Raw genomic sequence first — 14,518 nt, 5'->3', positions numbered from 1 at the left:
CGACAAAAAGGTGGCAGAACCGCCTTTTTGCTTACTCTCACTCCTACCTTTTTCTGTCGGAACAGGAACATCCTGCATAAAGTGCGGATAGATATGCTCCGATTTCCGATAAACATGCGCCGTTTATGCAGAAACCAGGCAAGCCAGCTGCCGGACGCAGGTATTACCGCCGTTGGACACAAGTGTTGCCGATGTTGGATGCAGGTATTTCTGCCGACAGACATCAACATCTATCGCGACAGACATTGGTGTCTATCGCGACAGATACTAATACCCCTCGCCCCGGACGTTGATATCCATGAAGCGGAATGCCCGCAGGCGGTATTTCCGGCGTTCTTTCCCTCCAGTTTGTTTGTAAACATTTCGCTATCGTGCTGGCTATCGGCAAGATGGGCGTTTCCCGTTCCGTTTTTTCCTACCGGCTGCACACATGGGTGGAAACAGCCGATTCTGCGGCAACGGGAAATACAAATTGTCAGAAGAGACGGGCGGAATGACAAAAAGACAAAAGGACAACAAATATTATTTGTTATAGTATGGTTTCGATAAGGCGAACGGTAAGGTAATAAAAAAGAAGGTATTCGCTTCCGATACCTTCTTTTTACTATTTATTTATAATACTTATTATTCACCGATGACTTCGAGTTCATCCACAATAAGCGTACTATTTACAGCACCTTTAAATTTGTCACCATCTTTACTTGAAGAACATACAATAGCCAATTTGTACTCTTTCCCCTTTTCATAAGACTTACCTTCTAAATATTTGAATGGAATATTAAACTTAGTCCATTCAGCCTTTTCAGATCCATCTTCCAATTGAGCAAGTGCAACACGGTATTGTGAAGTATTAATATCTTCACCTGTCAGAACGACTTCCTCTCCATTCTCATCAACCGCCTCATAAAGTACAGCCTGAATAGCACATTCGTCCTTTATGCCAAGATTCTCTTCTACTGGTTGTTTAGTACCATCTACATAATTATCACCAGATTTATATTTATAAACTCCTCTAAAAAGTATCGGATTCTTTGAATACGATATACCGAACTTCGTAGACTTTAAAGCAGGAAAGGTTGTTTTAAATTGTCCTGTAAACAAAGAACCCGAAGTAATAGGAGCAATCCCACCAAAAGGATGACTTTTAGAATACAAAGTCACCAGTTTAGCAGCTTTACCTTCAAATCCATTGTCTTCAGGCATAACAGGGAAACCGATTGGTGTTCCTAACAAAGAATTATTCATTAATGAAGCTCCTTCATTCGATGTACTCAGCTGCTCTTTAGGCTCCGGATTCCAATATTCGGTTTCTTGTCCTTCATTTGTAACATACCATGTTTCAAAAGAAAACTTCATCACAGCATTCTTTACCGGAGTCTTCACCACATATTCCGCCACAGTTCCGTCCTCAGCAACCAAAGTGATAGCGACATCCTTTGAAAAATCCATAGCTTTGCCACTTTCTACGGAAGCAGTTGCCTTGTCGGAAATAGTGAAAGTAGGAACTAAAGCTTTCAAGACATCCGCATCAGCCTCCACTGCTGCCTCGTCCACTCTGAAAGTAATCGTATTGTCGGCGTTGATGACCGGCTGTTCGATGACAACCGCATTCGCTGCATTGGACATATCGAAAAAGAAAGCCGTAATCTTGGCTTCGCTGCTTTCCGTCCCCGTCAGACGAGTACCGTTATAAGTCACCTTCACCTTTTGAGCCATGCCGTTCAGTTTGGCTGCGATATCCAACAGAACAGTAATTTTGCCTTCTGCAATTGTGCCCGTAGCCACCACATCAGCAGTAAGCTGATACTTTTCTATATTCAAAGATTGAGTTCCGGTGAAAGAATACGAGTTATCTTTCCGACTCAGTTGGCAATTCTTCAATTCGATATCGCCCAACTCCATGCTCATCAGATTAAAGTCTGCCAGCAACAGGTTTATAGCAGAAGTTCCGGCTTTGGATATAGCAATGTTCTTCGGCATATTGGAAGCGATTGTTGTTCCTTCCAATTCGATGTCCAACGTACCTTTATAATCACCCGCCATCTCTTCCTCAATGGTCTTAGAGTAATCCGGCGCATCATCATCGCTACAAGCGGTAAACAAACTCATTGAACAAATCAATGCAAACAAATAAAACAAATTTTTCTTCATACAAATACTTGTTTAGTTAATAATTCCCACATCGTTAAGGAGTAGTTTATATTCTCTTTTATATTTCGAGGTGCAAAATAACTGTTTTCAAACAGTGTAAACAAGGTCTTTTCTAAAAAATAGATGTTCTTTTTTTCAAATATGTACTATTTGCAAGCACCCAAGACCACACTACTGCGGATGCGTTGTTTTAAAACAAAACACACAAAAGGAGCATCCATCTATCAGACAAGTAACAGAAGAAATCTTTTATCGCAACTTTTGAAACGTTTTATGAAAAAAAACGCTACCTTTAGAAAGTCAAAACCTCCTATTGCGAGACAAATTGGCGCATTATTCTCATTATAAACCATATAAAGCAATTGATATGTTCAACTCATTCGGTAACATTCTCCGCCTCACAAGTTTCGGAGAATCACATGGCAAAGGCATAGGCGGCGTAATAGACGGATTTCCCGCAGGAATCGTCATCGACATGGATTTCGTGCAATCGGAGCTCGACCGTCGCCGTCCGGGCCAGTCGCGTATCACCACCCCGCGAAAGGAAGCGGACAAGGTGGAGTTCCTTTCCGGCATCTTCGAGGGCAAGTCCACCGGTTGTCCCATCGGGTTTATCGTATGGAACGAAAACCAGCACTCCGACGATTATAACAACCTGAAAGAAGTCTACCGTCCCTCGCACGCGGACTATACATATAACGTAAAATACGGAATACGCGACCATCGCGGCGGCGGACGGTCATCGGCACGCGAAACCATTTCGCGCGTGGTGGCGGGAGCATTGGCAAAGCTGGCATTAAAACAGCTCGGCATCCGTATCACTGCCTACACCTCGCAGGTAGGACCTATCAAACTGGAAGAAAACTATACCGCCTACGACCTCGACCGGATTGAGACCAATGCGGTACGTTGCCCCGACCCGGAGAAGGCAAAGGAGATGGAAGAACTTATCTTCAAGATAAAAGGTGAAGGCGATACCATCGGCGGCGTGGTGACCTGTGTCATCAAAGGCTGCCCCATCGGACTGGGACAACCCATTTACGGCAAGCTTCAGTCTGCCCTTGCTGCGGGCATGCTCAGCATCAATGCCGCAAAAGCATTCGAATATGGCGAAGGTTTCAAAGGTTTGAAGATGAAAGGTTCCGAGCAGAACGATGTGTTCTTCAACAATAACGGGCGCATCGAAACGCACTCCAACCACTCCGGAGGTATTCAGGGCGGCATCAGCAACGGACAGGATATCTATTTCCGCGTAGCTTTCAAGCCGGTGGCAACCGTGCTTATGGAGCAGCATACCGTAAACATAGACGGGGTAGACACCACGCTCAAAGCCCGCGGGCGCCACGATCCTTGCGTGCTTCCCCGTGCCGTGCCTATCGTAGAGGCAATGGCGGCAATGACTTTGCTTGATTTCTATTTGATTGACCGGACAACGCAATTATAAAAAAAGGAGTCACCCTAAAACAAACATACATATATGAAAGACCTCAAACAATACATCACAGAAAACGAACCCAAGATGTTGGAAGACTTGTTCAGCCTCATCCGCATTCCCAGCATCAGTGCCAAACCCGAACATCACAGCGACATGACGGCATGTGCGGAACACTGGGCGCAACTGCTGCTTGCCGCCGGTGCGGACGAAGCATCGGTGATGCCCTCTGCAGGCAATCCTATCGTATTCGGGCAGAAGATTGTAGACCCGCAAGCCAAAACCGTATTGATATATGCGCACTACGACGTGATGCCTGCCGAACCGCTGGAACTTTGGAAAAGCAATCCCTTTGAACCGGAAGTGCGCGACGGACATATCTGGGCACGCGGTGCAGACGATGACAAAGGACAATCTTTCATTCAGGTAAAAGCCTTTGAATACCTGGTGAAGAACAACTTGCTGACCCACAACGTGAAATTCATTTTCGAAGGAGAAGAGGAAATCGGTTCGCCCAGCCTCGAGGGCTTCTGCCGGGAACATAAAGAGTTGCTGAAAGCGGACGTTATCCTCGTTTCCGACACCAGCATGCTGGGTGCGGACCTCCCCTCGCTGACCACCGGGTTGCGCGGGCTTGCCTATTGGGAAATAGAGGTGACCGGACCGAACCGCGACCTGCACTCCGGACACTTCGGCGGCGCAGTTGCCAACCCCATCAACGTGCTTTGCAACATGATAAGCCAGATGACTGATGCCGACGGTCGCATCACCGTTCCCGGCTTCTACGACGATGTGGAAGAGGTGCCGCAGGCAGAACGCGAAATGATAGCCCACATCCCGTTCGATGAGGAGAAATACAAAAAAGCCATCGGCGTAAACGCCCTTTTCGGCGAAAAAGGATACAGTACGCTGGAGCGCAACAGTTGCCGTCCGTCATTCGATGTATGTGGCATCTGGGGCGGATACACGGGCGAAGGTTCCAAGACCGTGCTGCCTTCCAAAGCATACGCCAAGGTATCGTGCCGGTTGGTGCCGCATCAGGAGCATCATAAGATTTCCCAACTGTTTGCCGATTATATTCAAAGCATCGCTCCCGACACCGTGCAGGTGAAAGTGACTCCCATGCACGGCGGACAAGGTTACGTATGCCCCATCACTCTCCCTGCCTACCAAGCTGCGGAAAAAGGTTTTGAGAAAGCTTTCGGAAAGAAACCGCTCGCCGTACGCCGGGGTGGAAGCATTCCCATCATCTCCACCTTCGAACAGGTGCTGGGCATAAAGACCGTACTGATGGGATTCGGCTTGGAATCCAACGCCATTCACTCGCCTAACGAGAACATCCCGTTAGATATCCTGCGCAAAGGCATTGAGGCGGTGGTCGAGTTCCACCTGAACTACTGATACCGTCCAAGGAAGGATGCCGAAACGAGAGTGTGTCGAAACACCTCAAATACACCAATCACCCCTGCCATAGACATCTGTGACAGGGGTGATTTGGTTAATAAGAGAGTTTCGACACACCCGTGTTTCGGCACCCTTTCTTTACTCGAACGGCTTGCGGAATGCACAACCGTTTCTCCATTCCGAACAGCCGTAAGCCGTTTTTCCTTTAATCACCGTTCCCTTTCCGCAGAGCGGGCAAGGCTGTCCTACCAACGCATCGGCAGACTGCACGCCGGAAGCAGGTTGCACGCCGGAAACGGGCTGTGCGTCCGAAGCGGGCTTTACGGCATCAGCAGATTGTTCCGCTTTCTTTGCCGCAGGCTTTCGCGGCGCTCTCTTCTTCGGTTCTTTTTTCGGTTTATCGGCAGAGCCCGATGGGGCGGAAGCCTTTTCTCCTTTGCCCTTTTCCGGAGCAGGGGCTTGTATGGTGATGTGACGGTTGCTATTGTCGGAAAGGACACTCAGCACAATCTCCGACACCATCTGCTTCAACTCTTCCAGAAACTGCCCGGCATTGTAGGTACGCTTCTCTATCTCGCGCAACTTCTTCTCCCAGATACCGGTCAGTTCGGCAGACTTCAACAGTTCCTCATGGATAATCTGGATAAGTTCCACACCGGTAGGGGTAGCTATCAGATTCTTCTTCTCTTTCCGGATATAGTTGCGCTTGAAGAGCGTCTCGATAATGGCGGCACGCGTAGATGGACGCCCGATGCCGTTTTCCTTCAAGGCATCGCGCAGTTCGTCATTGTCCACCAGCTTGCCGGCGGTCTCCATCGCACGCAGCAAGGTGGCCTCGGTGTAAGGGCGTGGCGGTTGCGTCCACTTTTCGTATAAATCAGGCAGGTGCGGACCACTCTCTCCTACCGTAAATGCGGGGAGCACGTTCTCCTCCTCGCCGCCTTTCTCCTCTTTTTCCTCCTGCGCCGAGGGCGTGCCGAACACCACACGCCAGCCGGGTGCCAATATCTGTTTGCCCGACACCTTGAACTCTATCTGCTCCACCTCTCCTATGACGGTGGTCGTTGCAAACTGGCAATCGGGATAGAACACGGCAATGAAACGGCGGGCAATCAGGTCGAACACGCGACGCTCCATATCCGTCAGGTTCTGCGGCGGCTGGCCTGTAGGGATAATGGCGTGGTGGTCTGTCACCTTCGAATTGTCGAACACCTTCTTCGACTTCGGCAACGCAGCCCCTTCCAGCGGGGCGGTCAACGCCTGATAATCGCGCAAGCCTTTCAGTATGCCGGGACATTTGGGATAGATGTCATCGCTTAGGAAAGTGGTGTCCACACGCGGATAGGTGGTTACTTTCTTTTCGTACAGGGACTGGATGGTCTTCAGCGTCTCGTCGGCAGAGAAGGCAAACTTCCTGTTGCACTCCACCTGCAACGAAGTCAGGTCGAACAGACGGGGCGGCGCCTCTTTGCCGTTCTTGCGGGTGACGTTCGTTATGGCGAAAGGCGAGTCTTTTATCTGTTCCAGCAGCGCCATTCCCCGTTCGCGGTCCGTGATTGGCTCTATACCCCGGTTGTCCTCGGGTTTGACGGCTTTGGCGGCAGTTCCTTCCTTCTGTTTTTCCGCTTCCAAAACCAGTTCTTCGTCGCTCTTGCGGAGAATGGCGGAGAAAGTAGTATCGCGATACACCGTCTTCAGTTCCCAGTACTGTTTGGGGACGAAGTTCTGTATCTCGAGCTGGCGGTTTACGATAAGCGCAAGCGTAGGCGTCTGCACGCGTCCGATGGAAAGCACCTGCCGGTTCTGACCGTACTTCATGGTGTACAGGCGGGTGGCGTTCATGCCCAGCAGCCAGTCGCCAATGGCGCGCGAAAGCCCTGCCTCATACAACGGCTGGAAGTCGGACGCATCCCTCAGCTTGGCAAACCCCTCACGGATGGCCTCTTCCGTCAACGAAGAAATCCACAGGCGTTTCACCGGACAGCGCGCACCGGCTTTCTGCATCACCCAACGCTGGATGAGTTCTCCCTCTTGCCCGGCATCACCGCAGTTTATAATCATGTCGGCGTGCTGCATAAGGTGTTCAATCACGTGGAACTGGCGCTCATAGGTGGGATTACCGATAAGCTTGATGCCGAAACGGGGCGGAACCATAGGCAGGCTCCCCAAGCTCCACGACTTCCAGTTGGGCGTATACTCGTGCGGCTCTTTCAGGGTACAGAGGTGGCCGAACGTCCAAGTCACCTGATATCCGTTTCCCTCGATATATCCGTCTTTCTTATCTTTCGCACCGAGCACATCGGCTATGTCACGCGCCACAGAAGGCTTTTCGGCAATACAAACTATCATTCACTTTTCTTTTTAGACGGGACAAAGATAATGCAAACCGAGAGGAGAAACAAATGAAATTATCCTGTACCGCCAAATAAGGCGCACCTTCCCAAACATACGGCTTTTTCATTTAAGGGAGTTTTCGGCACGGCTCTTTCATTGGCAGAAGCCGTGCCGAAAACACCCCGTAAGGACATTTAGCACAAATTTAAAAGAGAACTGTACAAAATTGACAATCCATGAGACATTCAGCACCACAAAAAAAACAATAAGATGCGCAGGTACATGGAAAAAGGCGTAATTTAGCAATCGAAGACAAACTAATTTCAAACATTCACTTACAGAACTAATAATATGGTAAAACAAATCTCAATGAAGCACATAGCGTGCCTCTCCCTGCTTACTCCGTCAATGGCACACGCCGCCGAACGTCCCAACATCATTTACATCTTCACCGACCAGCATACGGCATCCGCCATGAGCTGCGCCGGAAACCCGGATGTGCACACCCCCAACCTTGACAGGCTGGCGGCTGCCGGCATCATGTTCCAAAATGCCTACTGCACCGCACCGCTCAGCGGTCCTTCGCGCGGCGCCATGTTCACGGGCCACTATCCCGATGCGGTGGGACTGTCGGTCAATGGCGCCCAGCTGCCCGACTCCCTGAAGACGCAGATACTGGGAACACTCGTCAAGAACGCCGGATATGAATGTGCGTACGGCGGCAAGTGGCACGTGCCCGAACTCGATGTCCCCGACAAGCAATACGGCTTCGACCTGCTGTACAAGCACAGCGACAACGGGCTTGCCGAGGCTTGCGTACAGTTCCTGTCCAAGAAGCACGCCAAACCTTTCTTCCTGGTGGCTTCGTTCGACAATCCGCACAACATCTGCGAATATGCGCGCAGCCAGAACCTGCCTTACGGCAATCTGGACACGCCCGAACTGCGCAACTGCCCGGGACTTCCGCCCAACTTTGCCAAAAGCCCCTACGATGCCGATGTCATCGAAAGCGAACGTGCCAACAACTTCAACGTCTATCCCACCGCCACCTTCACCCCCGAAGACTGGCGCATGTATCGCTACACCTACTACCGGCTGGTAGAGAAAGTGGACCGCGAGATAGGCAAGATAGTCGATGCCATCGACAAGAACAACCTGTGGGAGAACACCGTCGTCATCTTCTCCAGCGACCACGGTGACGGAATAGGCGCGCACCACTGGAACCAGAAGTCGGCGTTATATGAAGAAGTGGTGAACATCCCGTTCATCGTGACCCTGCCCGGCAAGAAGCACGCGGGCGAAAAACTGCCGCAACTTGTCAGCAACGGTGTCGACTTCTTTGCCACCATCTGTGACTGGACAGGTACCAAGTTGCCCAAAGGCGCTGCCGGAAAATCGTTCCGCAAAATAGCCGAGGAGGGCAATCCGCAAGCTCCCCACCAGGAATACGTCATCACCGAAACACGCTTCGACGGTAGCAAGACGCGCGGCTGGATGGTGCGTACCGAACGCTACAAATATGTACTGTACGACAAAGGAAGGCACCGCGAACAGCTCTTTGACATGCAGAACGACAGAGGCGAGACAAGAAACCTGATGATGGAAAACGCTTACGGGAAAGTGGCGCAACAACACCGCGACATTCTTGAGAAGTATATGAACACGTATAAAATCAGGCCTACACGCCCCAAACTGCACGACGTACCGGGAAAAACACTGCCCAAAACCGCCAATTACCAGAGTGCCTATAAATAATGGGACACGCTGCTTAGAGACAAACAAAATCATCCCCCCACGGAGGTGAACAGACACATTATTACATATTATGAACAAAATCATATCCGCCCTCATACTCCTCCTGCCGGCACTCTGCGCACAGGCGCAAACAGCCGGAGGAGCTACCATAAAACTCTCCGACACGATGCTTATGCACGAGATGCGCGCCACTCCCTCGCCACGCGACGGCGCCACGATTGCCGACCGTGCCGTGTCGTTCCAATGGCCGTTGCCCGCAAATCTCAACATCCTGCGGAGCGGACTGGACGGCGCGGCAGAAGATGCCCCCGCGCAGAAGATAGACAAGAGCAAGCTGCGCTACTTCCTGCGTTACTCGCAAAATCCGGCATTCGCACAGGAAAACACTGTGCAGGTGGAGACGTGCCGCCCCTTCTTCAACCCCGTGCAAGACCCGGCTCCGGGCACGTGGTACTGGCAATACGGCTATGTCGCGGACGGCAAAACCGAATGGAGCGATACGCTGCAATTCACGGTAGAAGCCAATCCGCGCAAGTTCTGTCCGCCTGCTCTGAAGACCGTACTTAAGAACCTGCCCGCCCATCACCCCCGCGTGTGGCTCGACAAGGACGACTGGGACGGCTTCATCAAGCGCAGTAAAGGAAAGCCCGAACGGCAGACCTACCTGAAACGCGCCGACAAAGTGCTTGCCACCCCGATGAAGTCCGTGAACGACATCAATTCGGACCTGGCAAAAGGACTCGCCAACGAAGTACAAAGAAGCGCCATGCTCACCCGCGAGAGCCGCCGCATCATCGACAGCGAAGAAGCCAACACGGACGTGCTGATACGCGCCTACCTGCTCACCAAAGAGCGCCGCTATGCGGACGAAGCCGTGAAGCGCGTCAAGGAAATGGCGACCTGGGGAGACAACAAGAACGTGGTGGGCGACTTCAACGAAGCCACCCTGCTCTCGCTCTGCTCCATGGCATACGACGCGCTGTATGATGTGCTGGACGATACCACGCGCAAGTTCCTGCTGGACGAGATAAAAGCCTTTGGCAGCAGCATGTACATGCACGACCTCAACCGGCTGGAAAACCACATTGCCGACAACCACGTGTGGCAGATGACGTTCCGCATCCTTACCATGGCGGCATTCACCGTCTACGGCGAACTGCCCGAGGCCGATGCGTGGACAGACTACTGCTACAACCTGTGGCTGGCACGCTTCCCCGGACTGAACAAGGACGGTGCCTGGCACAACGGCGACTCCTACTTCCACGTCAACATCCGCACGCTGGTGGAGGTGCCCTATTTCTACACCCGCCTTACGGGCTACGATTACTTCTCCGACCCGTGGTATCAGGGAAACGCGCTCTACGTCATCTACCAGCAACCGCCATTCTCCAAATCGGGCGGTAACGGCAGTTCGCACCAGAACATCCTTACGCCGAGCGGTACGCGCGTGGGCTACGCCGATGCCCTGGCACGCATGACAGGCAACACCTATGCCGCAGACTATGTGCGGCGCATCAGTGCCCGCCAGCCCGACATCCTTGAACAGGGAAGCACCTCGAAAGCGGGCGGGCTCGCCTGGTTCCGCCTTCAATGCGACAAGCCCCTGCCCGAAGGCCCGGGCTTGAAGGAACTGCCTATGGGGCATGTGTTCCCACAGAGCGGACTGGCTTCGTTCTCCACCAACTTGGGTGACACCCGCACGAGCGCCATGCTCAGCTTCCGCAGCAGCCCGTACGGCAGCACCTCGCACGCCATAGCCAACCAGAACGCTTTCAACACTTTCTGGAACGGACAGCCGCTCTTCTACAGCAGCGGGCATCACGTCAGCTTCACCGACAAGCACAGCGTGTACTGCCACCGCGCCACCCGTGCGCACAACACGATACTCGTCAACGGCATGGGGCAACGCATAGGCACGGAAGGCTACGGCTGGGTGCCCCGCCACTACGTTGGCGACAACATCAGCTATGTGGCAGGAGACGCATCCAACGCCTACGGCAAGGTCATCTCCCCGCTTTGGTTGCTGCGCGGCAAGCAGAGCAAGCTGGAGTACTCTCCCGAAAACGGCTGGGATGACACGGGACTGAAAACCTACCGCCGCCACATCGTGACGTTGGGCAAAAGCGGCTACTCTTTCATATACGACGAGCTGGAAGCAGACGAACCCGTAACCTGGAGCTACCTGCTGCATACGGTGACCAACCCGATGCACGTAGACAACGCCAAGGAATACGTACACATACGTGCCACCAGCAAGGACGGCGTGTCGGACGCCTACCTCTTCTCCGCCGGAACGCTGAAGACAGACACCACCGACCGGTTCTTCGTGCCTGCCGTCAACTGGCTGCGTGCCGATGAGAAAGGGCACTTCAAGCCCTATCCCAACCATTGGCACTTCACCGCCACATCGGACAGGCAGAAGGTCTACCGCTTTGCCACTATCGTGCATACACACGCCAAAGAGAGCGATACCGGCTCCGGACAGGACGCTCCCCGCACACTGAAGGACGGCAGCATACAGGTGGGCGACTGGAATATCAAAGCCAACATATCCACCGGCGGAAAGCCCGCTTTCGAAGTGCGTAACACGCGCAAAGGACACGATGCAAGTGTAAGTTACAAGAACTACGGGGCAACGGTGATACGCGACAACGGCAAAAAGACGGAGTTGAGAGACGAAGTGCCGGAAGTGGAAATATAGGATATAGTTTATATCAGTCATATCCAACCAATATACCGACAGCAATAAAACAATGTTTATGAACATCCTTCACAGACTCATTTCAGGAAGCATATTCATGTTGCTTCCCCTGATGGCGCAGGCGCAAACCGCCTTGAAGAACTGGACCATAGAAGACCACTCCGGCAAGGCGGAAATCCTTGTGGCAGGCGACACATTGGAGATTACCGCCCCCCAAGGGCTTACTTTATGGTACAACCGGCGGCTTACGGGCGACTATGAAATCAGTTACCGCGTGAAGATGCCGATGCAGGGCGGAAGATACGACCGTCTTAGCGACTTAAACTGCTTTTGGGCAGCCAACGACCCGGAGCATCCCGGCAACCTCTTCGCACGCAGTGGCTGGAGAAACGGCATCTTCCAACGTTACAAAACCCTGAGCCTGTTTTATGTGGGATATGGCGGAAACCATAACTCCACCACACGCTTCCGCCGGTACTTTGCCAAAACGGCGGATACGGGCGATGACGTGGCGCGCCCCGTAATCAAGGAGTACACGGACAAGGCGCATTTATTACTGCCCGATACATGGTATGACATTCAGATTCGCGTGGAAAAAGGCATCACCACTTATCGCATCAACGGTGAAGAACTCTTCCGGTTGCCCGTCAGGGAGCGCGAAGGGGACGGGCACTTCGGGCTCCGCCTGCTGGAAAACCATACCTTATTTACAGATTTCCGGGTGAAGGACCTGAAGAGCGCCGCCGCCCACGTGGCGGGAAGACGCCTGCTCGAGCAAACCGTTTCGTACGAAGAGTTGGGAGCCGCCATCCGCCATCGGCAAAGCTGGGTGGACTATCCCGCCTATGCCGACCGGGAGTCCTGGAAGAACAACATAGACCCGGAAATGAGGAAGATTATCATCGGGAACGGAGAACGTGCCCTGAAACATGTGTGGAAACCCGACCTCGCTTCGGACTACCTTGCCTTCAAGCGCACCGGCGAGATACGCACCGGACGCGCCAACCACAAAGCCTTGCAGGCGCTGACCATCGCCGAACTGGCGGAGGGTGAAGGGCGGTTCATGGATGCCATCATAGACGGCGTATGGTTCTTGTGCGAAACCTCTTGGATACACTCCGCTCACCTCAGTTTCCAGCAAGACCGCTCCGGGCTGCCCGACAGGAACGAGCCGACCATCGAACTGGTGGTGGGAGACATCGGCGCACAGATGGCATGGACCTACTATTTCCTGAAAGAGGAGTTCGACAAGGTAAGCCCGCTGATAAACCAGCGGATTGTAGAGGAAGTCAACAGGAACCTTATCGACCCCTACTTTGCACGGGACGATTACTGGTGGATGGGATTTGGCGGCAAGCAGGTGAACAACTGGAACCCGTGGATAAACTATAACGTACTGCAAGCCCTGATGCTGATAGAGAAAGACCCGGAGCGCGTGCGGCAGGGGGTATGGAAGCTGATGCGGTCTACCGACTACTTTTTCAGCATGTATCACGAGGACGGGGCTTGCGACGAAGGTCCTACCTACTGGAGCGGGGCGTCCGGCTATGCCCTGAAGTTTCTGGACCTGCTTGCCAAGGTGACGGGAAACAAGGTGGACATATTCGGTTCTCCCCGCCTGCGCAACATGGCGCAATACATTTACCGGGTGCACATCGGCGGCAACTACTTCGTGAACTTTGCCGACTCGGCTCCCCAAGTCAGCCCGAGCCCCGGCATCCTCTACCAATACGGCAAGCTGATAGGAGACCCTGCCATGATGAGGTTCGCCTCGTTCATGGCAAGGCAGAACAACAGTTTCAAGAACGGGACAAACGGTTATTTCGCTTCCGCATTGGACGAGCTTTTCATGTACAAAGAGATTATCGACTGCCCGCCTGCGGAACCGCTGACCGGCAGTTATTGGTTCAAGGATACACAGATTTGCACGGCACGCGACGAAGCGGGCAAAAGCACCGGATTCTTCTTCGCAGCCAAAGGCGGGCACAATCAGGAGAGCCACAACCACAATGATGCGGGTTCGTGCATCCTCTATTACGATGCCCTGCCGGTGCTCATAGACGCAGGCGTAGGCACATACACCCGGCAGACTTTCGGACCGGAGCGGTACACGATATGGACCATGCAATCCGATTATCATAACCTGCCGCTTATCAACGGAACGGCACAGAAACACGGCAGGGAGTTTGCCGCACACAACCAGCAGTACAACGCCACAGCCCGCACAGTATCCTATCAGGTGGACATAGCCCCTGCCTATCCGCAGGAAGCAAACGTGAAAAGCTGGATCCGCAACTATACATTACGCAGAAAAAAGGAGTTCATAATCACCGACAAATGGGAGTTGTCCGCCTGCAACAAACCAAGCGAACTGCATCTGATGACCTGCTGTGAGGTAGAGATTGACGGCAACAAGAACATCACGCTTGCCGGCGAAGCCGGCAAATTCGGATTGGAATACGATAAAGCACTCCTCTCTCCCGAGACAGACATCATCGAACTGACCGACCCAAAATTAATCCATTCGTGGAAGCAGGGAAAGCTTACGCGCATCCGTTTTACAATCCTGCCGCGGCAGGCTACCGGTGAAAGCAAATTGGTGATAAAGAGACGGTAAGAAAAAAACAGAGTTTCAGGGGGGAGCGTCTTTACGTTCTCTTCCCTCTGACGGCTCTGCCCTTACATGGCGTACGGGCATAAAAAAAGGAGTACCGCTGTACTCCAACCTTTGTTAACCTTAA

9 protein-coding genes are annotated in these 14,518 nt (G+C 52.6%); 7 read left to right on the top strand and 2 right to left on the bottom strand.

The window, feature by feature from the left end:
* The first annotated feature begins 125 nt into the window (after positions 1 to 125).
* Positions 126 to 293, top strand: a complete 168-nt coding sequence (locus tag QZ327_RS03445; RefSeq protein WP_294617141.1) for a hypothetical protein — start codon at positions 126 to 128, stop codon at positions 291 to 293.
* Between the two features lie 15 nt (positions 294 to 308).
* Complete coding sequence (locus QZ327_RS03440) at positions 309 to 497, top strand: hypothetical protein (RefSeq protein ID WP_294617140.1); 189 nt, start codon at positions 309 to 311, stop codon at positions 495 to 497.
* A 127-nt stretch (positions 498 to 624) separates the two neighbouring features.
* Here the strand turns inward: QZ327_RS03440 and QZ327_RS03435 are convergent, their stop codons facing one another.
* Positions 625 to 2,151: a PCMD domain-containing protein gene (locus QZ327_RS03435; RefSeq protein ID WP_294617139.1), complete on the bottom strand. Its 1,527-nt coding sequence runs from the start codon at positions 2,149 to 2,151 to the stop codon at positions 625 to 627.
* A gap of 367 nt (positions 2,152 to 2,518) precedes the next feature.
* Here QZ327_RS03435 and aroC point away from each other — a divergent pair, with 367 nt between their 5' ends.
* Together aroC and QZ327_RS03425 are read left to right on the top strand one after the other, a co-directional pair.
* Positions 2,519 to 3,595, top strand: coding sequence for a chorismate synthase (gene aroC / locus QZ327_RS03430; RefSeq protein ID WP_294617137.1), 1,077 nt, complete (start codon positions 2,519 to 2,521; stop codon positions 3,593 to 3,595).
* Between the two features lie 33 nt (positions 3,596 to 3,628).
* On the top strand, positions 3,629 to 4,984 hold the full coding sequence (locus tag QZ327_RS03425) for a dipeptidase (RefSeq protein ID WP_294617135.1): 1,356 nt from the start codon (positions 3,629 to 3,631) through the stop codon (positions 4,982 to 4,984).
* Between the two features lie 141 nt (positions 4,985 to 5,125).
* Here QZ327_RS03425 and QZ327_RS03420 read toward each other — a convergent pair whose 3' ends face one another.
* Positions 5,126 to 7,336, bottom strand: coding sequence for a DNA topoisomerase 3 (locus QZ327_RS03420; protein ID WP_294617133.1), 2,211 nt, complete (start codon positions 7,334 to 7,336; stop codon positions 5,126 to 5,128).
* Between the two features lie 393 nt (positions 7,337 to 7,729).
* Between QZ327_RS03420 and QZ327_RS03415 the strand changes: the two genes are divergently transcribed.
* From QZ327_RS03415 to QZ327_RS14390, 3 genes are all read left to right on the top strand, one after another.
* Positions 7,730 to 9,076 (top strand): sulfatase-like hydrolase/transferase, encoded by a 1,347-nt coding sequence (locus tag QZ327_RS03415; protein ID WP_294617233.1) that lies wholly within the window; start codon positions 7,730 to 7,732, stop codon positions 9,074 to 9,076.
* Between the two features lie 70 nt (positions 9,077 to 9,146).
* A complete protein-coding gene (locus QZ327_RS03410) occupies positions 9,147 to 11,777 on the top strand; it encodes a DUF4962 domain-containing protein (protein ID WP_294617131.1) in 2,631 nt (876 codons plus the stop codon).
* A 58-nt stretch (positions 11,778 to 11,835) separates the two neighbouring features.
* Positions 11,836 to 14,394 carry a DUF6250 domain-containing protein gene (locus QZ327_RS14390; RefSeq protein WP_366143337.1) on the top strand — a complete coding sequence of 853 codons (2,559 nt, stop codon included), beginning with the start codon at positions 11,836 to 11,838 and terminating at the stop codon, positions 14,392 to 14,394.
* Positions 14,395 to 14,518 lie beyond the last annotated feature (124 nt).

Origin of the sequence: uncultured Bacteroides sp. (genome assembly GCF_910578895.1) — a bacterium.
Lineage (GTDB): Bacteria > Bacteroidota > Bacteroidia > Bacteroidales > Bacteroidaceae > Bacteroides.
The sequence above is the reverse complement of the archived record's forward strand: the minus strand, read 5'-3'. Positions and strand labels throughout refer to the sequence as shown.